The organism is Liquorilactobacillus mali KCTC 3596 = DSM 20444 (genome assembly GCF_000260415.1).
In the GTDB taxonomy this organism is placed as follows: domain Bacteria; phylum Bacillota; class Bacilli; order Lactobacillales; family Lactobacillaceae; genus Liquorilactobacillus; species Liquorilactobacillus mali.
Window position 1 is genome coordinate 53641 of sequence record NZ_BACP01000046.1, and the last position, 25294, is coordinate 78934.

General features: G+C 37.6%; 23 protein-coding genes. 15 read left to right on the plus strand and 8 right to left on the minus strand.

The genetic code is table 11. The features are described 5' to 3' along the window. Window positions 1-16: 16 nt before the first annotated feature. From noc to GSM_RS08375, 6 genes are read left to right on the plus strand one after another with little or no spacing between them, the layout of a single operon-like run. The gene (gene noc / locus GSM_RS08350; RefSeq protein ID WP_010078084.1) at window positions 17-871 is read left to right on the plus strand and encodes a nucleoid occlusion protein; all 855 of its coding nucleotides are present in this window, start codon (window positions 17-19) and stop codon (window positions 869-871) included. Between the two features lie 22 nt (window positions 872-893). Continuing rightward, window positions 894-1661: a ParA family protein gene (locus GSM_RS08355; protein WP_010078085.1), complete on the plus strand. Its 768-nt coding sequence runs from the start codon at window positions 894-896 to the stop codon at window positions 1659-1661. Beyond that, window positions 1651-2532: a ParB/RepB/Spo0J family partition protein gene (locus tag GSM_RS08360; protein WP_010078086.1), complete on the plus strand. Its 882-nt coding sequence runs from the start codon at window positions 1651-1653 to the stop codon at window positions 2530-2532. Before GSM_RS08355 ends, GSM_RS08360 begins: the two co-directional genes overlap by 11 nt. A 26-nt stretch (window positions 2533-2558) precedes the next feature. After that, window positions 2559-2759 (plus strand): DUF951 domain-containing protein, encoded by a 201-nt coding sequence (locus GSM_RS08365; RefSeq protein WP_010078087.1) that lies wholly within the window; start codon window positions 2559-2561, stop codon window positions 2757-2759. 18 nt (window positions 2760-2777) lie between these two features. Next, on the plus strand, window positions 2778-3878 hold the full coding sequence (ychF, locus tag GSM_RS08370; protein WP_010078088.1) for a redox-regulated ATPase YchF: 1101 nt from the start codon (window positions 2778-2780) through the stop codon (window positions 3876-3878). Window positions 3879-3905: 27 nt separating this feature from the next. Then, entirely contained in the window at window positions 3906-4616 is a 711-nt protein-coding gene (locus tag GSM_RS08375; protein ID WP_010078089.1) for a DUF1129 domain-containing protein, read from the plus strand. A gap of 147 nt (window positions 4617-4763) precedes the next feature. Here the strand turns inward: GSM_RS08375 and GSM_RS08380 are convergent, their stop codons facing one another. Continuing rightward, a complete protein-coding gene (locus GSM_RS08380; protein ID WP_010078090.1) occupies window positions 4764-5966 on the minus strand; it encodes an MFS transporter in 1203 nt (400 codons plus the stop codon). 218 nt (window positions 5967-6184) lie between these two features. Between GSM_RS08380 and GSM_RS08385 the strand changes: the two genes are divergently transcribed. Both GSM_RS08385 and GSM_RS08390 read left to right on the plus strand, forming a co-directional pair. After that, the gene (locus GSM_RS08385) at window positions 6185-7264 is read left to right on the plus strand and encodes a guanine permease (RefSeq protein ID WP_010078091.1); all 1080 of its coding nucleotides are present in this window, start codon (window positions 6185-6187) and stop codon (window positions 7262-7264) included. A 3-nt stretch (window positions 7265-7267) separates the two neighbouring features. Beyond that, a complete protein-coding gene (locus tag GSM_RS08390; protein ID WP_010078092.1) occupies window positions 7268-7810 on the plus strand; it encodes a phosphoribosyltransferase family protein in 543 nt (180 codons plus the stop codon). A 129-nt stretch (window positions 7811-7939) separates the two neighbouring features. On the opposite strand, the gene GSM_RS08395 is transcribed toward GSM_RS08390, so the two are convergent. Genes GSM_RS08395 through nrdJ form a run of 3 tightly spaced genes read right to left on the minus strand, consistent with a single transcriptional unit; the run spans window position 7940 to window position 11059 of the window. After that, a complete protein-coding gene (locus GSM_RS08395; RefSeq protein WP_419181934.1) occupies window positions 7940-8521 on the minus strand; it encodes an ECF transporter S component in 582 nt (193 codons plus the stop codon). Further along, a complete protein-coding gene (locus GSM_RS08400; RefSeq protein ID WP_010078094.1) occupies window positions 8463-8843 on the minus strand; it encodes a DUF4430 domain-containing protein in 381 nt (126 codons plus the stop codon). The genes GSM_RS08395 and GSM_RS08400 overlap by 59 nt, the downstream gene beginning before the upstream one ends. 29 nt (window positions 8844-8872) lie before the next feature. Continuing rightward, window positions 8873-11059, minus strand: coding sequence for a ribonucleoside-triphosphate reductase, adenosylcobalamin-dependent (nrdJ, locus tag GSM_RS08405; protein ID WP_010078095.1), 2187 nt, complete (start codon window positions 11057-11059; stop codon window positions 8873-8875). A gap of 162 nt (window positions 11060-11221) precedes the next feature. On the opposite strand from nrdJ, the gene GSM_RS08410 reads away from it, so the two are divergent. After that, window positions 11222-11755, plus strand: a complete 534-nt coding sequence (locus GSM_RS08410; RefSeq protein WP_010078096.1) for a cob(I)yrinic acid a,c-diamide adenosyltransferase — start codon at window positions 11222-11224, stop codon at window positions 11753-11755. A 224-nt stretch (window positions 11756-11979) separates the two neighbouring features. Here the strand turns inward: GSM_RS08410 and GSM_RS08415 are convergent, their stop codons facing one another. Further along, entirely contained in the window at window positions 11980-12804 is an 825-nt protein-coding gene (locus GSM_RS08415) for an AraC family transcriptional regulator (protein WP_010078097.1), read from the minus strand. Window positions 12805-13017: 213 nt separating this feature from the next. Between GSM_RS08415 and GSM_RS08420 the strand changes: the two genes are divergently transcribed. The 6 genes from GSM_RS08420 to GSM_RS08445 all read left to right on the plus strand — a co-directional run bounded on the left by GSM_RS08420 (window position 13018) and on the right by GSM_RS08445 (window position 20039). Continuing rightward, window positions 13018-13875 carry a GRP family sugar transporter gene (locus GSM_RS08420; protein WP_010078098.1) on the plus strand — a complete coding sequence of 286 codons (858 nt, stop codon included), beginning with the start codon at window positions 13018-13020 and terminating at the stop codon, window positions 13873-13875. A 19-nt stretch (window positions 13876-13894) separates the two neighbouring features. Beyond that, window positions 13895-14911 (plus strand): Gfo/Idh/MocA family protein, encoded by a 1017-nt coding sequence (locus GSM_RS08425; RefSeq protein ID WP_010078099.1) that lies wholly within the window; start codon window positions 13895-13897, stop codon window positions 14909-14911. 12 nt (window positions 14912-14923) lie between these two features. After that, the gene (locus GSM_RS08430) at window positions 14924-15940 is read left to right on the plus strand and encodes a Gfo/Idh/MocA family protein (RefSeq protein ID WP_010078100.1); all 1017 of its coding nucleotides are present in this window, start codon (window positions 14924-14926) and stop codon (window positions 15938-15940) included. Between the two features lie 145 nt (window positions 15941-16085). Beyond that, complete coding sequence (gene iolG, locus GSM_RS08435; protein ID WP_010078101.1) at window positions 16086-17090, plus strand: inositol 2-dehydrogenase; 1005 nt, start codon at window positions 16086-16088, stop codon at window positions 17088-17090. A 518-nt stretch (window positions 17091-17608) separates the two neighbouring features. Next, the gene (locus tag GSM_RS08440) at window positions 17609-18982 is read left to right on the plus strand and encodes a sugar porter family MFS transporter (protein WP_010078102.1); all 1374 of its coding nucleotides are present in this window, start codon (window positions 17609-17611) and stop codon (window positions 18980-18982) included. A gap of 31 nt (window positions 18983-19013) precedes the next feature. Beyond that, window positions 19014-20039, plus strand: a complete 1026-nt coding sequence (locus GSM_RS08445) for a polysaccharide pyruvyl transferase family protein (protein ID WP_010078103.1) — start codon at window positions 19014-19016, stop codon at window positions 20037-20039. 591 nt (window positions 20040-20630) lie between these two features. Here the strand turns inward: GSM_RS08445 and GSM_RS08455 are convergent. The 3 genes from GSM_RS08455 to GSM_RS14165 all read right to left on the minus strand — a co-directional run. Continuing rightward, complete coding sequence (locus GSM_RS08455) at window positions 20631-21968, minus strand: dihydrolipoyl dehydrogenase family protein (RefSeq protein ID WP_010078105.1); 1338 nt, start codon at window positions 21966-21968, stop codon at window positions 20631-20633. A gap of 86 nt (window positions 21969-22054) precedes the next feature. Next, window positions 22055-23215 (minus strand): ArgE/DapE family deacylase, encoded by a 1161-nt coding sequence (locus GSM_RS08460; protein WP_010078106.1) that lies wholly within the window; start codon window positions 23213-23215, stop codon window positions 22055-22057. A gap of 220 nt (window positions 23216-23435) precedes the next feature. After that, window positions 23436-25294, minus strand: a 1859-nt coding sequence (locus GSM_RS14165; protein WP_010078107.1) for a LysM peptidoglycan-binding domain-containing protein, incomplete at its 5' end; no start/stop codon positions are given.

Sequence of the window (25294 nt, forward strand, 5' to 3'; positions counted from 1 at the left end):
CGGGGAGGAAACGATAGTGGCATTTTCATTTTGGAATAAGGATAAGAAACCAGAAGTCCAAACACAATCTGTAAGAGAAATTGAACTCTCACAGATTGTGCCTAATAGATTTCAACCACGTAAGGTTTTTGAAGAAGAAAAAATAGTCGAATTGGCAAATACAATCCGCGATCATGGTTTGTTGCAGCCAATCATTGTAAGAGAATTTCAAGAAAATAAATTTGAGATTATCGCTGGTGAACGACGCTTCAGAGCTGTATCGTTGCTACAATGGAATAAGATTCCGGCAATCGTCAAGAAAATGACAGACACTGAAGCTGCATCACTCGCTGTAATCGAGAACCTGCAGCGTGAAGGCTTGACTGCAATTGAAGAAGCCAAGGCTTATCGTGAACTGATGAAGTTAAACAAGCTGACACAAATAGAGTTGGCTAAGGCACTTGGCAAGAGTCAATCATTTGTTGCAAATAAACTGAGATTACTCAAGTTGGCACCTTATGTGCAGCGCGTAATCATGCAGCGTAAGATTCTGGAACGCCATGGACGCAGTGTATTGAGCTTGAATGATGAGAAACAGGTTGCGATAATAAAGCGAGTTATTGATAATCAGCTGACAGTTAAGGAAACAGAAGCACTTGTTCTTAAAGAACTGGAAAAGGAAGAAAAGACTACTGCTAATAATACAATTAAGAAGCCACGGCGTAATAAAGCACTTCATGATACACGGATTGCAGTAAATACGATCAAGAAATCGGTTAAGCTGATTAAGGAAAACGGAATGAAGGTCAAAACACACGAAGAAGATGTCCCAGGGTTTCATCGAATCGTAATTGATATTCCGGTTGATAAAGAGCAGCAAGACAATAAATAACGTTATAGGAGGGTCAGAAAACATGGGGATTGTAATAGCACTTGCCAACCAAAAGGGTGGTGTAGGCAAGACAACAACAAGTGTCAATTTGGGAGCTTGTCTTGCAGACCTAGGCAAGAAAGTCTTATTGATTGATTCAGATGCACAAGGAAATGCAACTAGCGGTGTCGGAGTTAGAAAGTCGGAGATTGAAAAAGATATTTATGATGTTCTAGTCAATGAATATCCAATTGCTGATACGATTATCGCTACAAGTCATGAAGGTCTTGAAATTGTTCCTGCGACAATTCAATTATCGGGTGCAGAGATTGAGCTAACATCACAGATGGCACGTGAATCACGACTTTTGGATGCTATTAAGCAGATTAGGAATGATTATGATTATATTCTGATTGACTGTCCTCCTTCTCTTGGCCTACTAACGATCAATGCATTTAGTGCCAGTGATTCAATCTTAATTCCAGTTCAAAGTGAGTATTATGCACTAGAAGGTTTGAGTCAGCTGATAAATACTGTCAAATTGGTGCAGAAACATTTTAATCCACAACTGGCTATTGAGGGTGTTTTGATGACCATGTTGGATGCACGTACCAATCTTGGCTCACAGGTTGTTGAGGAAGTTCAGAAGTTCTTCAAGGATAAAGTCTATCAAACAGTGATACCAAGAAATGTCCGTTTATCAGAAGCACCAAGTCATGGGCTTGCAATTGTTGATTATGACCCCGCATCAAGAGGTGCCAAGGAATATATGGCATTGGCAAAGGAGGTTTTGGCTAATCATGGTGAATAAAAATAATAAAGGGCTCGGTAGAGGAATTGAGGCACTTTTTCAAGATTTGGAACAAGTTGATGATGGTCAAGAAGTTGTCACGGAATTAGCTTTGGACGATATTCGACCGAATCCTTATCAGCCTCGCAAAATATTTGATGAGGCATCATTGTCAGAACTTTCGGTTTCAATTAAAAAATCAGGTGTTTTTCAGCCAATTATTGTTCGTAAATCAAGTGTCAAAGGGTATGAGATAATCTCTGGTGAACGACGTTTTAGGGCTTCTAAACTGGCAGAAAAGAAGAACATTCCTGCAATTATTCGTGAGATTGATGAGGCAAGCATGATGGAGATTGCAATCCTTGAAAATCTGCAACGTGAAGATTTAACGCCGCTTGAAGAGGCACAGGCATACAGTACTTTGATGGACAAACTGCAACTTACACAGGCACAAGTTTCTGAACGGCTAGGGAAAAGTAGACCGTATATTGCAAACTATTTGAGACTTCTTGGATTACCAAAGGAAGTTAAGGATATGTTGCAAAATGAGGAATTATCAATGGGACAGGCTAGAACTTTGCTAGCTCTAAAAGATAAGAAACACGTTATCTCTGTTGCGAAAAAGACAGTTGATGAGAATTTAACTGTGCGACAGCTCGAACAATTGGTTGCTAAGATAAATGGTGATGAGACCAAAACTGCTAAAAAGGTAAAAAAAGATCCCAACGCAGTTTACTACGAGCAAAGTGAAAATGCATTACGTGAGAAATTTGGTACAAAGGTTACAGTTAAAACAAGCTCTAGACAAGGCAAGGGCAGGATTGAAATTGATTACCTATCGACATCCGATTTTAATCGAATTATGGATATACTTGGAGTAAATCTTGATTAACCATTAGAATAAATGGAGGTGTGAGAATGCAAGCTGAATACGAACTGCATGATGTTGTTGAGATGAAAAAGCCGCATCCTTGTGGTACCAATAGTTGGGAAATCATTAGGTTAGGTATGGACATTAAGATTAAATGCACGGGATGCGGTCATTTGGTAATGCTGCCTCGCCGGGAATTCAATCGCAAGTTAAAGAAGATACTAAAAAAAGCAAATATTGAAGAATAAGAAAGAGTGAAATAAATTATGTCATTAACAGCTGGAATTGTGGGATTACCCAATGTTGGAAAGTCAACATTGTTCAATGCTATTACTAACGCGGGAGCAGAGATGGCTAACTATCCGTTTGCTACAATTGACCCTAATGTAGGAATGGTTGAAGTACCTGATCAGCGTTTAGCAAGAATTGATGAACTTATCCCAGCAAAGAAAATCATTCGAACAACCTTTGAATTCACTGATATCGCGGGAATTGTCAAGGGCGCAAGTAAAGGTGAAGGTTTGGGCAACAAATTTCTGGAGAATATCCGTCAAGTTGATGCAATAGTTCATGTTGTTCGTGCCTTTGATGATGATAACATTACACATGTCAGCAATAAAGTCGATCCTTTAGATGACATTGATACCATCAATCTGGAATTAACTCTGGCAGACTTAGAAAGCATCAATAAGAGATATGCTAGGGTCGAGAAAGTTGCACGAACGAAGGATAAGGAAGCAGTTGCTGAATTCAATGTACTGAAGAAAATTAAACCGGTTTTAGAAGCTGGAAAACCTGTTCGTTCACTTGAATTCGAGGAAGAAGAACAAAAAATTGTTAAGGGATTGTTCCTTCTTACATCGAAACCAGTTTTATATGTTGCTAATATTGCTGAAGAAGATATGGCAGATCCTAGTTCTAACAGCTATGTCCAGCAAATTCAGAAATTTGCTGAAGAAGAAGGTTCACAGATGCTGGCAGTTAGTGCAAAAACAGAAGAAGAAATTGCTCAGTTAGATGACGCGGATAAGAAAGACTTTTTAGAAGCAGAAGGTGTTGAGGAATCCGGCCTAGATCGACTAATTAAGGCAGCGTACAAGTTATTGGGACTTGCGACATTCTTCACTGCTGGTGGAAAAGAAACGCGTGCATGGACATTTAAGCAGGGTATGAAAGCACCTCAGGTTGCAGGAATAATCCATTCGGATTTTGAACGTGGTTTTATTCGTGCCGAGACATTTTCATTTGAAGATTTGGATCAATATGGCAGTGTGACTGCAGTACGTGAGGCTGGGCGTCTCCGCTCTGAAGGAAAAGAATATGTGATTCAGGATGGCGACATTATTGAATTTAGATTTAATGTGTAGTAATTATGTAAAAGGATGGGGATTATCTTGGCAGAAAATAACAAAGAAACTGAAAGTAAACAGACTCTTCCCGATACGGAAAATGTAACGGAAAAAGTTGAAAAAAAGGACACTACTGATTTGACGAAACGCAATGCAGAATATTTGTTCAAAATAAAAAAGGTTCTTGAAGAAAAGAATGTTGCAAGTCAAAAGATTGAAGATGCTCTGCAGTCAATGACCGAAGAACTTAAAGAAAAGCAGCGTCAGGGTATAACTGCTACAAAACTTTATGGAACTGTAAATGAAAAGGCTGATGAAATTATCAAAGGGCCAAAGAAGGCACCCACGGCAACACCTTTTTGGAAAATTGCATTGGATAATGGATTGATGATGTTCATAATGTTTTGTATCATGTACGCGATCTTGCAACAATTTTCACCAAATTCTTCTCAGATCAACGGTGGATTCTTGACACTTATTGTAACATCGGTTATCGCTGGTGTTGCGATGGCATACTTTTATCGTGCTGCAGGTGATCGTAGAACTAAGGGCAAAAAAGTACCTTTTTGGAAGACCATGCTATTATCACTTCTCTTGGTTATCATCTGGGTATCAGCGTACACGCTTGTCGTGAATGTTTCTGGTGTAATCAATCAGACACTTGAGCCCATTGTATATGTTATATTAGCAGTCTTAGTATTTGGGCTACGTTACTTCTTAAAGAAGAAGTACGACATTAAGAGCACACCATTTTAAAATGATTATCTGTTTTTTGTCACACACTAAAAAAGCTTTCACTCATCAAATTATGTGGTTGATACCACTTTTGATTGAGTGGAAGCTTTTTGTTTGTGCAAATTAACTGTCATCATAATAATTTACATGAAAATCCGATTTTGATATTTAATTGTTAATCTCGGCGAACTTGTTTATGTTCATCTTATTGTGGCGGTTAATCTCCTTATTTAGAAGGATTGCAATTACGATAGACAAGATCGCAAATACGCTTGCACCAGGACCGATTGCAGATAGTCCATGACTTGCAACTAGAACCCCACCAGTTGCAGAACCGAGGGAAATTCCAAAGTTAAAAAAGATGGAGTTCAGGGAAGAGGAGAGAACCAACGATTGTGGGTAGTCCTTTTCCGCGACACTAAAGAAGTGTACTTGAATAGGTGAGTTTAATAGATACATCGTGGTTCCCAGAAGAAGAATTACTAGTAGTCCTGGCCACTTCACATAAGGCAAGAATATCATCAGGATAAATAAAATTACTTGGCAAGAATATACAAGCGGCATCCTCAAAAGGCCATTGTTTTCTGCAAGATAGCCACTTGCACGGTTGCTGATAATTGACATCAACCCAAAAACAAACAATAGCATGCTTAGACTATCTGTTGAAAAATTCAGCTCGGTTGTCAAGATTGGACGCAGATAAGTGTAAAATACATAAATGCCACTGGCACTGAGCATTACAAGTAAGGCTCCCAACCAGACACGAGAATCACGTACAAGACTGAGCTGTTCAAGTATTTTGCTGCTTTTTGCAATAGGTGTTGTAGGCATACTCAAAGTAAAGAGAACCAATGTTATGATGCTGACAACTGCGATTACAGCAAAGGAAATGCGCCAATTAAAGGTAGTACTGATCCAAGTACCTAATGGAACCCCAAAAACTGAAGCAATACTAAATCCTGAGAAAACCCATGAAACTAGCCATGCACGTTTTTCAAAGGGCGCAATTAGATTGGCAAATGTTAAGGCGAGAGAAACAATAATACCCGAAACCAGCGCAGTCATAATCCGTGAGACTACCAGCAGTTCATAATTGGGTGCTATAAAACTCAGCAGATTACTTAGAATAAAAATAATCATAAAACAAAATAATGACCAAAAATAACGAAATTTCCCAATTAGAGCAGTCAATATGGGAGTTGAGAAGGCATAGACAAAAGCAAAGATTGTTACTAAATAACCAACAGTGGTTACAGGTTTATTAAATTGATGTGCAAGGTCATTCAAGATGCCAACAATAATGAATTCACTACATCCTAAAACAAAGGCAATTAAAATAAGAATAATAGCCCTGAAATTAAAAGTTCTCACGGTAGCGCTCCTCCTCTGAAAAATAGTGACACAATCATAATAATATATTTTTTACTCACTAAAAGAAAGCTTTATTTTATTCTTATTGATTTTAGTCGTAAAGTTTCTATTTTTTGCGAAATATGTTGAAAATGTGCTCTTTTTATTATAATATTTTCATGTTATACGAATTATATTTGGCTTAATGGTTAATAATATATGTTTATTGGAGGATGTTTATGCATTTGTTATCAGATTTAATGGCTGCTATTGGAGTAGTATTAAATGGTATTCCACAAGGAATCATGGCAATGGGGCTGGGATTTGCCGTTTTTCCAACAACTTTTTCATTTGTTTTTGCCTCAGCAGTTAATGGAGCTTTTGGCTCAGTAGCCCCGCTCTCGTTTCAGGCTGAATCGCTGGCTTTGACTGGGAACTTGGGGAAAGACTTACGGGAACGAACATCCATTATTTTTGGCGGTTCAATAATTATGGCTATTATTGGTTTTACAGGATTATTGCCTAAGATTGTCTCGGTATTAGGCAATAATATTATTGACGGTATGATGGCAGGTGTGGGACTAATGCTTGCCAAGATAGCCGTAGATATGAACAAAGAAAGTAAGAGCAAGACTGGTTGGATTTCAATTCTGATTGCAGCTATTACATATGTAATTTCGAAAGATTTAGTTTGGACAATTGTTTTATCAGTAATTGTATCGAGTGCATTTGCAGTTTTTGTAGAACATTATCGTAAGGAATTACCAACTAGTGTGACGGAACGCAGATTTAGATTTTTAAAGCCAACCTTTAGCATACGAGTAGTCCGCGGAGCACTTGGATTGGCATGCCTCAATATTGGAGCAAATTTGTCATATGGATTGATAACAGGACAGATGACAGGGATCAAGCCAAATCCGGTAAACTTGAACCTATTGACGATTACGCAGTCGCTTGCGGATATGGGAACTAGTCTCCTAGGAGGAGCACCAGTAGAAACAATTATTTCTGCGACGGCAAGCGCACCCGAACCTGTGATTGCGGGAATAATGATGATGCTCATCATGGCACTTATTTTATTTGCTGGCTGGCTACCTAAAATCGGCAAGTTTGTCCCAAGTTCGTCGATTGCAGGTTTCTTATTTATTTTAGGTGCAGTTGTTATTTTCCCTGAGAATGCTGCAGCTGCATTGAATGGATCAAATAGTCTTATAGCAGGGATTACATTGGTTGTAACCGCAATTTTTGATCCATTCGTTGGAATAACAACAGGTGCCTTCTTAAAATTCTTATTGCCACTGATTGGATTGGGGTTATAGCAGATGTCAAAATATTACGAATTAAGATTAGGTAATCTCACACGTAAGTTGCCATTAATTAGGTTGAATCCGACTCTTACAATTGCTTCTTTTGTGTTGCTGGGGGATGCAGAATTAACTCATTATGCTGCTCAGAAGTTGAGCAGCATGATTAATGAACCATTTGACTATATAGTAACGATGGAGAGTAAGGGAATTCCATTGGCGCAAGAACTAAGTCACTGTATGGGAAAAAAACGATACATAGTTCTTAGGAAAAAAGTTAAGGACTATATGAGGGATCCGCGTGTTTTGGCGGTCAGTGCTATTACCTCCAGTCAGGAACAAGTCCTAGTAATGGATGGTGAAGATGCACAAATGATTTCTGGGAAGAAGATTCTACTCTTGGATGATGTAATCAGCAGTGGCGGTTCAATGGCTACTGCTAAGAAATTAGTTGAGGATGCAGGCGGACATGTAATGTTGGAAGCTGCTATTTTAGCAGAAGGTGAAGCCAGCGAGCGAAAGGATATTTTATACCTGGAAAAATTACCATTGTTTGATTAGTTCGTTTTCAATTATATTAGATAAGCCAAATTTTCTATAAATTTATCTTTTTCGGCCATGATTATATGTTAATCAAAAAAAGCGACATGAATAGTCGCTTTTTTGATTCTCCAAATTTCAATTGATTATCTAATTGTGGGAATCAATAAACCTTGGATAACGCTTTATCAATTTAGTGAGGCGTGGGGCTAGCAAGGGGTAAATAACAATGTTGCCGAACGCGTGCATTGCGTCGAATGGAATACCGACTAACCAATAGGCAAATGCAGCAGGTAACCCACCGAGAATTGGTGCTTGAAACAGGCTAATGGTAAAACCGTAGACAAAGCCCATGCATGCAGCTATTATACTGTGAATCAAGAGTGGATGCGACGAGCAATGCCATTGTCCTAATAATGCTACCAGCAAGACAACTGTGAAGTATGCAGCTAGTTGTGCTAATGTCCAATATCCCATACCCATAAACAGGTTGGTGATCAACATACTCAGCATGGAGACTACTGTACCGTCAAAAATACCCATCGTTAGTGTTAACCACACAACAATTGCCGTTATTGGTTGTACATTAGGAATAGAAACGAATGCAAAGCGGCCTACCACACAGAGCGCCGTCATCAAGGCCAAAAATGTTAGACGCCGTGTGCCTATGTGGTTACTTCTGTGCATTGAGTGTAAATGCAACCTTATCGCCCTTGTGTATGGTAGTAGCATCCGCACCTTTGGATGCAGTTTTACCGTTGACCTTATACATCCAGTATTTATTTTTCTTCGTATTCTGTGTGTGACCATTGATTGAGGTAATGAATCCCTTTGTAGTTTTTACCTTAAACTTGGACCTAAGTGCTTTTATTATAGTTTCTTTTTTAACCACTACCACATGCTTCTTGGCAACTTGTTTGTGATTTACGATCAATACTATGGTGGCGTGATCGCTATTAGTTTTACTAGTTGATTGTTGAGTACAACCAGCGACACCTGTGGTTATCACCAAAATAGTGAGCATGGTAACGACGAGACGTTTCAAAAAAGACATAATACTATCCTCCATTCTTTAAATTACACTTATTTAATTGGACATGAACCGTCAACACAATCCTGTTGGCCGACAATTTCCAAGTCCTGATTTTCCAGTCCATGTTCATGGGCATAGACCATTTCAACATCATCGGTAATTTTTGTCAGGCATGCTTTATATTCTGTATTTGTGATTGGTTGTTTCGGTGCCTGTTCGAATGCATCACCAGCATATGGCAGTAATGATGTTGACTTAATGGCATTTCGATATTTAGCCAATAGGGGAGCAATTTGCTGTGTTTCGCTTGGTTGGAATGTAATCGTGCAGGAAACGGCATTATCTGACCAATATTTTTGTAAAAATGCTTGAGTGGCAAGCTGTTCAGCAATTGATACATTACCTGCACTAGCAAAATGTTCGCTGTCTGCATGTTCGGATTTTACTGGAAACTCGACACACTTAGTATTTTTGGTGTAAACATCTGGTTCAATGTGGTATCCACATTTTTGTAGTACCGGAAGAAGCGGGTCAGTTTCCTGAAAACGGATTCTTTGAATCAGATAGTTACTATAGTGAAAGTGCATGCCCTCAGAGACACCAGCGAGTTTTGATACGGTTCCACTGGGTTTAACTGTGGTGTGCTTGATTGATCTATTGCAGGCCAACACAGCAGAATATTCATTGTCAGCTTGTACAACGTTATGGTAAAGCTCATCAATAGCGTGAACGATTCGCTTATCAAAGATAGCGTCACCTTCGGTGTTAAATCCTGTCACAACTCGATTACCGAAGTCTTTTAGAAACCAATCTTGAATGCCAGAAAGGGAGACTCCAATTCGCCGATTTTTGGCAATACTTTGCCGCGATACCTCCCAGTCGTAGTGACTGAAAGTTATTCTTTTAGTATAACGGGCAGCCAAAGTGACAACGTCTTTTAGTTTCCATCCTTGTTCTTCAGCTATGCTCGGGAATACTTCAAAAAGGTTGCAAGGCTCACCATTTGATAATGAAATTTCACCACAAGGGTTAGTCCCTTCTACAGTTGCATCGACATTATTTTGCCGACCATCTGTGATCCGTCCGTAATTTCGTGACATATCTAGATTGAAGATTCCAGGTTCACCATTTTTTGCGACAGCTTCTGCTACATCACCATAATTTGCGTATTTTTCGTCAGTGATAATACTATTGTTTGAAGCCCAGCGGTGGTGATAAAGTTTATCTTTATTTTGTTTCATGGTAATAAAATCATAGTCATTACTATCCCCAAGAGCAATTTCGGCGGAACGTCGCACGTTACCAGCAACAACCGCTTTACCAATCAGGTTACTAATGTCCGTGCAGTCGACCGAGTTGAGCTTTGCGCTGACTTTGTTATTAATGATGACGTTTACATCCTTCAACATTTCAATTAATGGAGCAGGTCCTGATGCGGTTCCTCCGAACCCATGAATTCGTACACCCCGTGCACGAATTTTGCTTATGTCAAACACGATCTCCTTGTAATTTCCAATAAAGTGGGCATCAATGAGTTGGGCCAATGCTTCTACCCATCCTTCGCGCGTGTCTGGCAGCACATAAATAAGGGCATCACGGGCAATCAATGCTTTGTCACGGTCTTTCGCACCTGTTGCTAAGGATTCATCGTATGCAGCACTGTCGTGACTAATAATAATTTGCAAACTTATAGCATGATCAACGATTGGGATCTTTGTAACATTATTTTTTTCAACTGAAAAGCCAACGCCGCCACCTTTCATTAATTGGTCAAACAGAAAAGCGAAGGGCATTGAAACAGACTTTTCGGTCTTTGACACCATAATTGGTTTAATATGACTATTACCGTATTCTTGTGGACGAATCGCAATAAACCAGCAATTATTAAGTGAATCACCATTACGTTTCTGATAATCAGTTCCGGAGATCCATAGATTACGGCCACTCGGTGTTGCCGCTAAACCATAGATCATCTTAAATAGTTGTTGTGCCTCCATAGACAAAGAATGGACAACTTCTGGGTTTGGATTGTCTTTATGCAAACGAGGATCTAGATTAATATTGCCTTCAACCACCCGTTTCACTGTTTCCGGCCACTCTTCACTGCGGTTTTTGTTAGATATCCAACGTGCATATGTTCGTTTGTATGTTACCCAACCAAGTGGGCCCCAATGTGGCGCAACGTTTTGCATGATGCTGTTAACGACAGTATCTGGTATGGTAATTATTTCTTTCATAACTGTTCCTCCTAAATAAGCATTTTAATAAAATACAATATATTGTGTACAAAAATAATTATACACACAATATATTGTATTTAAAGTCTTGACTTTTAAAATAAATGCTTTTAACATGATACTGTTTGAAGTGAAATACAAAATATGATTGGAGGTCTAAGGATGAAACTGTACACGAAACGTGGCGATCAAGGAACTACTATTCAAATAAAAGGTGGGCAGATACCTAAATATGACCCTCAAATTAAGACTTTGGGTGATATTGATGAGCTAGATTCGTGGCTAGGAGTTGTTCGTGCTCATATAGATTATGATGGATATGCCAAGTGGTTAGGCAATGAACTTTTAATGTTGCAGACAGAATTATATGAGTTGCTAGCGGATATAGGTGTGCCACGCCATCAAACAATTACTGATGCCCACGTAATGCGTTTGGAAGTTAAAATTGATAAATGGATGGGAGAAGTACCTCCATTGAAGGCCTTTGTGTTACCCGGTGGTAACTCAGTTGCTGCTGAAATTCAGTATGCTAGGACCCTTGCACGGCGGGCTGAACGATCAGTGGACTTTTTAGCTACTCAAGATGAATCAATAACAGCATCAATTTTACGGTATACAAATAGATTGTCTGATTACTTGTTTGCAATGGCTCGTTATGTGAATTGGCAAGCAGGTATATCGGAAAAACAGGTATAAATAAAGACCTTAGTTCAAAAATTAGATAATTTACTTGTTGGATTATAATAAAATCTAACAGTAAAGTGGGTCGTATCATAAAATAGAGGAGGCGGGTCAAAAGTTATAATTTGAACCGGCTTCTCTATTTATTCCGTATAAATGTGTTTCATAAGTTAAAATTTTCTGTCTTTGATTTTGTAGTCATCGAATTAGTATGAGCTAAGTGATATTATCAGTTCAAGTTAATTCATATAGCGATTTCGGTATTCAGTAGGAGATATTCCAGATACTTTAGTAAACACATGATCAAAGTGACTCAAGCTATGAAAACCCATATCAAAAGCAATATGTGTAACTGGATAATCTGGTTTACTGATTAATATTGTTTGTGCTTCTCCAACTCTTCTTGAAATCAAGTAGTCGATAGGGGTGCGTAAAAAAATATTTTTAAATTGATGTTGAATATATGAACGTGAAGAATTATTTTCTGTGGACAGGAAAGTAATATCAATGTTCTCCTGAAAATGATGGTCAATATATTGTTTGATTAAGTTAATTTTTTGTGTACTTTCACTGGGAATGATTAATTTTAGTCTGGAATAATTTTGATAAATTAACGAATTCAGTTGTTGAATAATTAAATTTAATATTAAACTTTCAGCCATTTCTACTTGATTTGACTTTACCAAATGATAGGCATTTTGGGCTAATTCGGCAAGAATAGCAAAATCTTCTTCATTAAGATGCAATAAAAAACTTTTACCAAGTGTTGAAAATATGTCACCATACAAGCCAATACATATCGAGGGTAGGCAGTTTCCTTCTTCGTGAATAACTTCCTTGTTGTAGAAGAGAACATCATTAGCGGATACATTGAAAAAAGTATCCTCTAGGAAATAAGTATTTTGACCATCTAAAATAAAAGTGATCTCAGATACTGTTGCATGTGCATGAGCTCCACGAAAAAAATAGTGTTCCTCGGTAGTTATTTTATAAATATAAGCCAAACAGCCTTTATCATTATTAAATTCAATTTCTTTTTCATTTTGCCAAAAAACTTGTTTCATGAAGTTTCATCTCCTTCTAAATTTGCATAACATAAAAAGATGTTTTAGATAAGCATTCAATAATAAAATTCAATGCTCACTAATTAACAAAATGCACAATATAACAATACCATTTCACTGATTATGATACTATGTATCCGTTACCAAGTCCAATTTTTAAACACCTTTAGTTTTAGCTTTTATTGTGATTTATTTAATATAGGAGGCGAGAATATGGGTCTATTAATCGGTTTAATCCCAGCATTAGGTTGGGGATTCCAGTCAATTGTTATGCAAAAGGTTGGTGGCAAATTTACCAACAAAGTAATGGGAATGGTAATTGGCACAACTATTATGGCAATCATTATTTTTATGTTCCATCGACCAGTTGTCACTGCTGATTTGCTTTGGGGATCAATTTTATGTGGAGTTTTCTGGAGTATCGGGCAAATCCTACAAGTTAAATCCTTTGATTTACTCGACATTTCAATGGCAATGCCAATTAGTACTGGGGAGCAATTGGTGGGAGCGTCGCTTTTTGGAGCCATTGTTTTTCATGAATGGACTAGTGGTTGGCAGTATGTTTTGGGTATTGCATCGTTAATTATTATTATTATTGGAATTTGGTTGACTACTTTTCAGGAAAGTAAGGTTAACAAAAATAAAAATGTTAAAAGTGGTGTGATTATTTTAACCGTTTCATCACTAGGTTTTGTGGGTTATGCATTACTACCACAAATCTTCAACTTAAACGGATGGGATGTTTTAATGCCACAAGCAATCGCAATGCTTATTTCTACAAGTATTCTAGTTGCTTTTCAAAAGGATAATCAAATGTTTGGCAAAAAGACATTTCAAAACCTGCTAACAGGTGCTTGTTTTGCTGCAGCTAATCTAGCAATTCTGTTTAGTAACGCAATGAATGGTGTGGTAGTTGGTTGGACACTTTCACAATTAAATGTTGTTGTTGCTACTGTTGGTGGGTTACTGATACTGCATGAACATAAAACTAAAAAAGAGTTGAAGTTTACGTTGTTTGGATTAAGTCTCGTTGTCCTTGGTGCAATTATGATTGGAGTTACTAAACAATAGATTTAAGGAGGAATTTTAAATGTTAAGACTAGGTTTAGTTGGTTGTGGTGCAATCGCGCACACTCATACAGCAAATATTGTTAATAAATTAAAAGGCGCACAAATTACGTTTGTATTTGATGTTTTCTCAGCCGCAGCTCAAAAAATTGTTCGTGATTATAATTTGACAGCAAAAATTGCTTCTTCAATTGATGAGTTGGTAAATTCTGAGGAAGTTGATGCTGTCTTGGTTTGCAGTCGAAATGATGCACATGTTGAGCCAATCCTAGCGGCAATTAAGGCCCATAAACCAGTTTTTTCTGAAAAACCATTGGCTACTACCTATGAAGATTGTCAAAAAATTGTGGCAGCCGAAATTGAGGAAAATCAGCGCTTTTTGCAGGTTGGTTTCATGCGGCGTTATGATCCGTTCTACCAACAGTTAAAACAAACTATTGATGGTGGGAAAATTGGAAAACCTTTAATGGGATATTGTCGGCATTTTACTGCTGAACCAGCAACAAATTACTTTGAAACACCTAATATGATCAATGATGCTTTTATCCATGAGATCGACATTATTCATTGGCTGTTTGGTGATGATTATGTTTCTGTCCAAGTACAGTATGCTAGACAAAATTCTTTAAACAAAAATGATAATCTTGTTGATCCGCAAATAGCTACAGTAAAAATGAAACAAGGGGCTATCGTCAATACCTATTTAACTCAAAATTCGCAGTATGGATATGATGTTAAGTGCCAAATTATTGGTGAAAAGGGAATCGCTGAATTACCAGATATGCCAAAATTGGAGATGCATTCAGTAGGCAAAATTTATCATGAAATTGATCATGATTGGACTTATCGCTTTGAGGAAGCATATCAACTTGAAATGCAAGATTTTATTGATCAGGCAACAAGACATGAGGCACCTACTGGACCAACCGCATGGGATGGACTAGTTGCAGCTTTAACAGCGGATAATGCGGTCGAAAGTCAGCAAAGTCAGCAAGTTGTTGAAATTAAATTACCTGAACGACCTGTACTTTATCAATAAGGAGGTAAAATTATGACTGAAAAAAAACTAAAAATTGCTGTTGTTGGTCTAGGAACCAATGGCTCGATGCACTTTAAGCAGTTACAACACATGGACTCAGTCGAAATCATTGCTGTTGCCGATCCTTTGATCGAATCGCGAAAAGAAACACTTAATTTGTCAGGGATTCCGTTGTTGACTAAGGATTATCATGATATTTTAGTTAATGATGAAGTTGCAGCCATTTTCTTCTTTACACCTTCGTCACAGCATCTACAAAATATTGCAGATGCAGCCAAAGCACACAAAAATATTTTTTGTGAAAAACCTCTTTCAAAAGATGGATCAATCGCGGAATGTAAAGCAACCCTAGAAAAAGTAAAAGAGGCGGGAATTAAACTCCAAATTGGTTTTAATCGTCGCTTTGATCCACAATTTAAACAGATTCATGAACGGGTTAAAAACGGCGAGATTGGAACACCACAAATTGTTAAAGTTGTCGCGCGTGATCCGTTTGTTATTCCTTATGATTTCATCAAGAACTCTGGTGGATTGATTCAGGATTTTACTGCCCATGATTTTGACATGTTACGTTATCAAGCTGGGAGTGATATTGATGAAGTCTTTATTGAATCATCAATCCTCATAGATCCCAAACTTGCAGAATTTGACGATGTTGATACTCTAACAGCTTCAGTCAAGTTTAAAAATGGGGCTTTAGGTTTGATTGATGAAAGTCGTAAGGCAGTTTACGGATATGATCAAAGAGTAGAGGTTTTTGGACCAAAGGGTATGCTGAAGGCCGAAAATGTTTCTAAATCAACTGTTGAATATTATAATGAACAAAATGTTGCTTTGAAAAAGCCACTTGATTATTACTTAAATCGTTTTGAAGAAGCATATTTAGAAGAAAAATCATTGTTTATTAAATCAGTACTTGAAGACTTGCCGGTTATCTGCACTGGTGAAGATGCGCTAAAAGCAATGTGTTGTTCTAATGCGGCTTTAGAATCGCAAAAAATTGGAAGGCCGGTAAAAATTCAATATTAATGATTTGATGGGGTTCGCCGTAGATTTACAACGATGTTTCGATTTTCTTCATGTAGTTGAACCATTATTTGGGTTTCAAGTTTCAACAATTGTGTAAAGTGGAATAAATCTGACTTGTTAGCAAGTAAAAAGTGAGGCTATTGTTATGAAAAAAATAAAAATTGCGGTAATAGGTACAGGTAGAATTGGACAAATGCACATTGAGAATATTGCAAACTTAAGGGAATACTTTGAATTGATAGCGATTGCAGATTCATATAACGATCATTTGGAAGAGATTGCTGATAAATATCAGATTCCGGTATTCACAAAAAATTATCAAGATGTTCTTACTAATAAGGATGTGGAGGCAGTGTTGATAGCTTCTTCAACTGATACACATGCCGAGATCATAATGGCTGCTGCAGAAAATGGTAAACATATTTTGTGTGAAAAGCCAATTGATACCGAAATAGAAAGAATAAAGAAAGTACTTGCAGTAGTAAAAGAGAAAAATGTCTTTCTTCAAATTGGTTTCAATCGCCGATTTGATCACAACTTCCATAAAATTCACGAGTATGTCACGAATGGTTCTCTGGGAGATCCCCAAATCATAAAAGTTTCTTCCAGAGATCCTGAACCACCTTCGCTTGAATATGTTAAAATTTCCGGTGGGCTGTTTAGTGATATGATGATTCATGATTTTGATATGGTAAGGTATCTTAGCAATAGTGAGGTTACCGAAGTTTTTGCTAATGGGGCAGTTTTAGTTGATCCTAAAATTGGAGATGCTGGGGATATTGATACTGCAATTGTAACTTTAAAATTTGCCAACGGAGCTCTTGGTGTTATCGATAATAGCCGCCAAGCTGTTTATGGATATGATCAAAGAGCTGAAGTTTTTGGCTCCAAAGGACAGGCTTTTTCTGAAAATGATCGTTTAAGTAATGTCGAACTTGATAATGCTACAGGTGGGCATGTGGATAAAATTCCAGTCTTTTTTATTGAACGTTATACCCAAGCATATGTTGATGAACTTAAGGCTTTTTATGCGACTGTTACGGAACACAAGGAGCCTGCGATAACAGGCTTTGATGGACTTCAAGCTGTTAAAATTGCCCAAGCTTGCCTAGAATCATTGAAAACACACAAACCCGTAGTACTTAAATGACGAAACTAAAGATAACAACAATGCAACATACAGCGTTACAGGCAGCAGATGCAGATTCAAATCTTTAATTATCTTTTTTCCGTCGCAACCAGACTTAAAATAAAAGTAATCAGTAGTGCAATGTATGTTGTTGATTAATATAGTAAATTACTTCGTTAACTAATAAGCGGTTTTATGTAAATAAAAACTAAATTTTTAGGGCTATATATTACTTTTACCGAGCTTAAATAATTTGCCTTCCTATCTTTGATAGGGGGGCTGTTTGTTTGGAAATAGACACATGTTTTAGCTCTTAATGATATTTACCTCCTTGATAACAATATGCATATATGAAATCATCCCAAACAATGGCAGAAGAAGGATAAAAAGTAGAAAATAATGTTTCCTGTTTTCTATGTATAAACTCAGTAAGTTTCACTATTGTGTACAAAGAAAATTATTTGTCCTAAAATTAGGACGATAGACTTTATATTTTATTGTTGCATAAGTTGATTTTTATAACAGAGAGGCGATTATTGATGGATAGTGATAGTCAGGACAAGAGTCAGACTAGTTTTTTAAAATATTGTGTCTATGTTATTTCATTAGGTGGTTTTTTATTTGGGTACGATACTGGGGTTATTAATGGAGCCTTGGCGTTTATGAGTAAGAAAGACGAACTTAATCTAAGCCCAACGTTGCAAGGAATAGTCTCAAGCTCATTAATTCTTGGGGCTTGTATCGGAGCATTAGGATGTGGACAGGTTGCGGATCATATTGGGCGGCGGCGAACATTAAGAATTATTGCCATCGTATTTACGATTTCTACGATTTTGTGCGCGTTTGCACCAAACTTTTGGCTGATGGCATCTTTTAGATTCATTTTGGGTGTTGCGGTTGGTGCAGCATCGGGAATATCCCCAATGTATCTGGCAGAGATTTCTCCTAAGGCTGTCAGGACAGTTAATGTTAATAAAAATGCGATTGCAATTGTTTTAGGACAGCTGGTAGCTTTTATTGTCAACGCAATTTTAGGAAATGTTTGGGGAGATTGGTCTCCTATCTGGCGAGTGATGATTTTTTCGGCAAGTATTCCTGCAATAGTTCTATGGATTGGCTCATTCAAAATTGCTAATAGTCCAATCTGGATTATGGCTGAGAAACAGTATAGAAAGGCCAAAGGTGTTTTTAAAAAGCTCGGATTTGACAAGTTAGTCTATATCAAGCTAAAGGAAGACACAGGTGAAGATGATGAGGGGAGAGTACCATGGAAAGCTGTTTTTAAGAATAAGAGCCTGCGTTACTTGCTGATTTGTGGAATGTTGATTGCATTGATTCAACAAATTTCAGGTGTTAATGCGGTGATGTATTACGGTACCATATTGATGGAAAAAGTAGGAATGGGACAAGGGGATTCTTTATATGCCAATATTTTAATTGGTTTTGTCTCACTTGCCGCAAGTATTGCAGGTACGAGATTGATTGATAAGTATAATCACAGTAAGATGCTTGTAATTGGTTTAATAGGCAATGTTTTATTCTTATTTTTACTTGGGATGACAATGAAAACTGCATTATTCTCGCAGTTATTCACTAATATTTTGGTTCTAGCTTTCCTAGCACTCTTTCTTGCATGTCATCAGGGAATAGTCAGTCCGGTTACATGGTTAATCTTGACTGAAATCTTTCCAAATAAAATTAAAGCTCGCTTGATGTCCGTTTCTACGGCAACAGTCTGGTTGTCTAATTTTGCGATTAGTTTGATTTTCCCAGTTCTTATATCTGTAGTAGGAATTGCGGTGGTTTTTTTTGTATTTGCAATCTCAAATGGTGTAAGTATTATCTTTTCAACGCTCGTGGTAAAGCATAATAAACTACGAGAAGCATACAAAGCCGGTACGGAATTAAGGTAGTTGCTAGTAGATAAAGAAAGTAGGAGATATTATGGTTGAATTCTACATTAAAAATGAAGTAACTCATGAATTGCCCTCAAATGATCTGCCAAAATTTTACTCTTTTGGTGTACCTACATATACTAATTTGGGTGATCAAGCGGTATCTTTGGCTCAAAAAAAGTATATTGAACGTGAATTTCCAGAATATCAATTCATTGAGATTCTAGAAGATGATAATGATGAGGGAATTGAAATAGTCAAAAAGGCTATTAGACCAGGTGACATTGTTTCATTTGTTGGCGGGGGTAATATGGGCAGCTTGTATACTGATCATGAAGAAGCTCGGCGCAAAGTATTTTCAACTTTTGTTGATAATCTGACGATTTCATTTCCACAATCAATGCATTTTGAAGATAATGAACATGGCAAGGCTGAAGAAAAGCTGAGTCAAGCAGCCTATGCAAAAAATTCACATCTTTTTCTAATTGCAAGGGATGCACAGAGCTATCATCGGATGCAGACAACTTTTAAAAATAAGGTTTTGTTTACACCGGATATGGTTTTGTATATGAAACCTGTGAAACATGAGGTTGAGAGGTCAAGTGCACTGATCGTGTTGCGGCATGACAGCGAAAAGGTTGTGAAGCAAGAAACTGTTGATGGAATAAAAAATATGTTGAGTGATAATTATAGCGTAGACGAAACAGACACGGTTCTTGACACGGTTAAGAGAATTACTCCGATTAATCGCGAAAAATTGTTCAAGCAAGAGTTGGAACTCTTTGCAAAACAAGAGATTATTGTGACTGATAGGTGGCACGCAATGGTATTCTCTGTATTAACAGGTACGCCTTGCTTATTGTTTGGAAATAGTTATGGTAAAGGAAAACACGCTTATTTTGATTGGTTAGAGCATATTAATTGGGTGAGTTATACTGATGAGGATGATCTGGAGAGGATTCAGCAACAAGTCAATGAACTTATGCAAGTTCACACACATGAATACGATATTAAGGATGATTTCAATCAACTAAGACATGTAATACAGTTAAATTCAAATAAGTATGGTTTATAATAATGATTTATAACTTTTCAGATGAGAATCCGTCTTTAATAAAAGAACAGATGATGGCATAGGAAAACAATAGCGGTAAGTTCTGAGAAGTCTGGTAATTACTGATGAGAGCTAATTCACCAATTATGAAGATTACGAGACAGGTAATTGACACTGGTTTAAAATAAATTCGGTTCTTTGCATTGTAGTTATCATGTTTTTTCTCGAACAGATGAAGCAGGAAAAATAAAAGGACAAGTGAAACTATAGATAGAATGAGCACGGTTGTATTTTTTACAAAAAACATTGCTGGAATAAGGGACATGAAATATATATTGGCATAAAGACCATATTTCCAATCAAATGTTATTTTTTTTCTATCGTTTTTCATCTATAATTCCCCATCTGCATCTATTCTATAATTATATCTTTGAATCCAAAATTAGTGAAGTGAGTGTTTAAAGGTATAATTATTTTCTGAGAGAATAAAAAATAAGGTTCAGGTCAAAATGTAATTTCTTGACCCGAACCTTATTTATTATATACGGACATGCTTCATAAGTTGAGTTTTTCAGTTAATTTTCAATTACTCATACAATTAGTGATTTATACCTATAGATTCTCCCAAGCGGCGGAACCAATTGTTGGGAAGATATGGATAATTCTTCCAACTTGTTCAGGTGTTAGCTTTAGTTCGATTGCTGGTAACAGGGTGTTAATAACATCTTCAGCATGATTACTTATTTCTGTTGCTCCCACTAGCTGGTGAGACTTAGTGTAGACTAATTTATTTTCACCGAATGCTTCTTTTTCAACATTACGATACCAATTGTCCAAAATATTGTTAGCTGAAACGGTCAAATTTTCATCCTCAGCCGCTTCTTCCGGTGTAATACCAACTCTTGCAATTCTAGGAGTAGTGAAAACTGTTGAAGGAATTGCTGGATAGACGATCGGTTGTTTTGTTGCACCGGTGAAGGTCTTCATCAGATAAAGTGATTCGAAAATAGCAGTAGGAGTTAGCTTGGGCTGTTTTTTCTTTATAACATCACCGCTTGCATAGATATGGGGGATAGTTGTTTGTAAGTAGTCGTTTACAATAATTCCATCCTTGTCATAGTCCACTCCAATTTCCTCTAGGCCAAGACTTGTTGTGTTGGGAATGCGTCCAGTTGCATCTAAAATCCAATCGGCTTCGATTTTTTCAGTATCATTGTAATGAATGGCTTTATTGCCAAAGTCATCTGAAAATGAGTTGATGTTTGCATTTTTGATAAAAGTTACGCCGGTATGATTGAGTTTAGTAATTATTTTTTCTACAAAAGGTTGATGAAATCTTCTTAATGCCTTATTTGCGCGCATAATGACTGTGACTTGAGAGCCAAATGCAGATGCGATTGAAGCAAATTCCATTCCAATGTATCCTGCACCAATAATAGCAATACGTTTAGGCAACTTTTTTAAATTCATAAAGGCATTGCTGTTATTCACAATTTGACGACCGGGTAAATCAAGTTGATGAGGGTGCATACCAGTGGCAATCACGAATTTTTCTGCAGAGATTTTCTCTCCATTCACTATAATAGTGTGAGAATCAATAAAATGTCCGCGACCTTTAATCAGAGCAATCCCATTATCTTTCATTAAATCAGCGATAAATTCAGGAAGAGCATCGATTACTTCATGCTTGTGTGCAACTGTATTTTGCCAATTCAGGGTTAAAGCTGGGTTGACAAGTCCTTGCATCTCACTTACCTGGTTGGCAAGTGCAGCGGGAGCTTCAAGTGTGATTTTTGCATTGCATCCTCGATTAGGACAAGTACCACCAACCAATCCACTTTCAACAACAGCGACTTTGACACCTTGTGCAGCCAATGGAATTGCACCATCGAATGTACCATGACCACTTCCGAGATATAAGACATCGTAGTCATAAGTATTTGTGGACATAAAAAGACCTCCTCACTTTAAATAGACAGTTACTAGTTAATATAACCATATCGCAGCGGGAGGTCTTAAACAAAATAAATGCCTAGTTATTTTATTAATTGTGTACCTAAAAAAGTTATTGCAAAATCCTGATAAAAATCAATGGATTTTAAGTAGGAATTAATGTCAACGTATTCGTTGCTTTGATGTGAAGTATTGGAACCTGGTCCTATAACGATACTGTTGAATGAACCCTTTGCCTGCAAGAACTCTGCACCATCATTAGCGCCTAAACTACCAGTAATTGCTGCTGGTTTTTCCCAATATTTTGAATGAACCTTCTTAGCAATTTGAATTATCGGTGAGTCAGGACTACCGGGAATGGCTTCTTCAGGAAAACTATATGTGATTGCGAGACTAAAGCCCTTCTGTTTATTTAGTTCGGCAATAATTTGCTCAAGTTCTTCATAAAATAATTTGTTTGGATATTGAGGAATCGTACGGATATTTCCCAAAAGTTCTGCGTAGGAAGGAATATTGTTAACCTGTTCGCCACCGTGGATAACCGTAATATTGTGGGTAACACCACCAAGAACTTCATCTGTTGCAGTAAATTTAGCCAAACGAGCTTTTGCAAGTTTGTAGAACTCAACTAAGTTATCGATTGCATTGATTCCATATTGTGGGCGAGCGCTATGAGCAGATTTCCCTTTAGAAGTTACTTTGTAATCAATCACCCCGCGGGCTGTATAAACAATTCTTTGCATGTTATCAGTTGGTTCTGCGATTAATAACCCAGCTAATTTATCTGCATAGCCCAGCTTGGTTAGCTGAGCAGCGCCATACTCGCCAGTTTCTTCACCGACTGTTGCTAGAAGTCGAATTTGGCCAGGAAGTTCGCTCTTTTTTTCGAGTAATTCAAGCAATGCAACAACCAAAGCCGCCAAGCCGCCTTTCATGTCAGCAGCACCGCGTCCAAAAACACAGTTATCTTTGATTGTTGGCTCGAAAGGTGCGGTTGACCAGTCAGCTAAATTACCAGGTGCAACAACATCCATATGTCCAGAATATCCCAAGATGGGTCCAGAATTGCCAATAGTTATTACCAAATTATCACGGTGAGGAGCGTAAGAAACTTTTTCGATCTTTGCAGTCGAATAGTTAGCAAAAAGTGATGCAATATAATCGGCCACCTCTGTCTCATTATCATTAACTGACTCAATTGCCAAAATTTTTTTTAAAATTTCAATTTTTGCTTTTTTATCCATTTTTAATCACCAGTCATTCTTCATATTTGTATGATAGTATTATAGCACCTAAATGCATAAAAATTAATTTTAAAATCAATTTATCGATACTATTGAGTAAAAATGTCGTTTATCAAATTACATAGTGAATATATATGTAATCGACAAAAAAACTGAATCAAAATATTATTCTTGATTCAGCTTCATTTTTGTTATTCTTTGTAGTTTTAAAAGACAGTAGCTATATTTTTAATGTTTGTCCAACATAAATTAGGCTAGTGTTGGAAATGCTGTTCAAAGAAGCCAGCTTGCTAACAGTAGTACCATATGCTTTAGCGATAGCAGACAGAGTATCACCCGATTTAACAGTGTAAGTTGACGCTGAACCGGAACTAGTTGACGAAGAAGACGAGCTAGCGCTGGATGATGTTGCTGTTGAACTACTGCTCAGTTTTAAGACTTGTCCAACATAAATCAGACTAGTATTAGAAATGCTGTTCAAAGAAGCAAGAGCACTAACGGTAGTGCCGTAAGTTTTGGCAATACTGGATAAGGTATCACCTGATTTTATTGTGTAGGTTGCCGAAGAACTAGAACTAGAACTAGTTGACGAAGAAGACGTTGAACTAGAACCGGACGACGATGCTGAACTAGAACTACTGTTTAGTTTTAAGACTTGCCCAACGTAAATCAGACTAGTGTTAGAAATGCTGTTCAGGGAAGCAATAGTGCTAACGGTAGTGCCATAAGCTTTAGCAATGGCGGACAAGGTATCACCTGACTTAACGGTGTAAGTAGATGCCGAGCTGGTTGCCGAAGAAGTCGTTGAACTAGAACCGGACGACGATGCTGAACTAGAACTACTGTTTAGTTTTAAGACTTGCCCGACGTAAATCAGACTAGTGTTAGAAATGCTGTTCAAGGAAGCGAGCGCACTAACGGTGGTTCCGTAAGTTTTAGCAATGGCGGACAAGGTATCACCTGACTTAACGGTGTAAGTAGATGCCGAGCTAGTTGCCGAGGAAGTCGTTGAACTAGAACTGGATGTTGCTGAACTAGAACTACTGTTTAGTTTTAAGACTTGCCCGACGTAAATCAGACTAGTGTTAGAAATGCTGTTCAAGGAAGCGAGCGCACTAACGGTGGTTCCGTAAGTTTTAGCAATGGCGGACAAGGTATCACCTGATTTAACAGTATAAGTAGATGCCGAACTAGTTGCCGAAGAAGTCGTTGAACTAGAACTACTCTTTAGTTTCAAGACCTGCCCCACATAGATCAGATTCGTGTTAGAAATGCTGTTCAAGGAAGCGAGTGCACTAACAGTAGTGCTGTAAGTTTTAGCAATGGAAGACAAGGTATCTCCCGATTTGACAGTATAGGTAGTCGCTGAACTGGAACTAGACGCAGATGACGTAGAAGTAGATGAACTGGATGAAGAAGTTGTTGTTCCACTGTATTCAAATGCCAATTCATCCCAAGCAGTCAAGTTATATTCCTCTATTAGTTCTTCAAGCTTTGAGGTATAGTCAACATCAGTTGCATATCCATCTTCATAAATCAATGTTGCAACAGTATCTGCATCAGTTTCCCCAACTAAGTTACTGTATCTAGAACTACCTGCTAATAACTCAGAGTGATCAGTAATACTGTCGCTGGCACTATTGTATACACGAAATTCTGCATACACCGTATGATAAGCTCCACTGTAATATTCAGAAGTTTTTAGTGTTACTGTTGTTCCAGTCCAAGAACTACCAGCTTTGATACCAAACAAGTTATGGTATGTACTAGCCAATGACGATGTTCCCCAGCTACTCTCAAGAATTGCTTGAGCTGCAGTTACCGATGGAAGTATCTTATATTTAATCCATCCTTCAATTGCACCGGAAATGATGCTATTAAGGAAAGAAGAAACTTTTGAACTGTAAGTAGAGGTATTAGCCGCTTCAATTTTTTCAATCGCAGCTTCAAGTTCACTTTCTGTCAGTGTTCCTGTCGTACTAGAAGTACTAGTTGTTTCAGAAGCTTTAGTCGTAGCAGAACTAGAAGTAGAACTCACACTGGAAGAAGTAGCAGCAGAATCAGTACTTTGAGAGCTGG

Coding starts and splice junctions, on each gene's coding strand:
- ychF (WP_010078088.1), top strand. CDS start 2,778: ATGTCATTAACAGCTGGAATTGTGGGATTACCCAATGTTGGAAAGTCA.
- nrdJ (WP_010078095.1), bottom strand. CDS start 11,059: ATGAAAGAAATAATTACCATACCAGATACTGTCGTTAACAGCATCATG.
- GSM_RS08355 (WP_010078085.1), top strand. CDS start 894: ATGGGGATTGTAATAGCACTTGCCAACCAAAAGGGTGGTGTAGGCAAG.
- GSM_RS08460 (WP_010078106.1), bottom strand. CDS start 23,215: ATGGATAAAAAAGCAAAAATTGAAATTTTAAAAAAAATTTTGGCAATT.
- GSM_RS08360 (WP_010078086.1), top strand. CDS start 1,651: ATGGTGAATAAAAATAATAAAGGGCTCGGTAGAGGAATTGAGGCACTT.
- GSM_RS08425 (WP_010078099.1), top strand. CDS start 13,895: ATGTTAAGACTAGGTTTAGTTGGTTGTGGTGCAATCGCGCACACTCAT.
- GSM_RS08385 (WP_010078091.1), top strand. CDS start 6,185: ATGCATTTGTTATCAGATTTAATGGCTGCTATTGGAGTAGTATTAAAT.
- GSM_RS08395 (WP_419181934.1), bottom strand. CDS start 8,521: ATGCTACTACCATACACAAGGGCGATAAGGTTGCATTTACACTCAATG.
- GSM_RS08430 (WP_010078100.1), top strand. CDS start 14,924: ATGACTGAAAAAAAACTAAAAATTGCTGTTGTTGGTCTAGGAACCAAT.
- GSM_RS08415 (WP_010078097.1), bottom strand. CDS start 12,804: ATGAAACAAGTTTTTTGGCAAAATGAAAAAGAAATTGAATTTAATAAT.
- GSM_RS08455 (WP_010078105.1), bottom strand. CDS start 21,968: ATGTCCACAAATACTTATGACTACGATGTCTTATATCTCGGAAGTGGT.
- GSM_RS08420 (WP_010078098.1), top strand. CDS start 13,018: ATGGGTCTATTAATCGGTTTAATCCCAGCATTAGGTTGGGGATTCCAG.
- iolG (WP_010078101.1), top strand. CDS start 16,086: ATGAAAAAAATAAAAATTGCGGTAATAGGTACAGGTAGAATTGGACAA.
- GSM_RS08400 (WP_010078094.1), bottom strand. CDS start 8,843: ATGTCTTTTTTGAAACGTCTCGTCGTTACCATGCTCACTATTTTGGTG.
- GSM_RS08390 (WP_010078092.1), top strand. CDS start 7,268: ATGTCAAAATATTACGAATTAAGATTAGGTAATCTCACACGTAAGTTG.
- GSM_RS08365 (WP_010078087.1), top strand. CDS start 2,559: ATGCAAGCTGAATACGAACTGCATGATGTTGTTGAGATGAAAAAGCCG.
- GSM_RS08440 (WP_010078102.1), top strand. CDS start 17,609: ATGGATAGTGATAGTCAGGACAAGAGTCAGACTAGTTTTTTAAAATAT.
- GSM_RS08445 (WP_010078103.1), top strand. CDS start 19,014: ATGGTTGAATTCTACATTAAAAATGAAGTAACTCATGAATTGCCCTCA.
- GSM_RS08410 (WP_010078096.1), top strand. CDS start 11,222: ATGAAACTGTACACGAAACGTGGCGATCAAGGAACTACTATTCAAATA.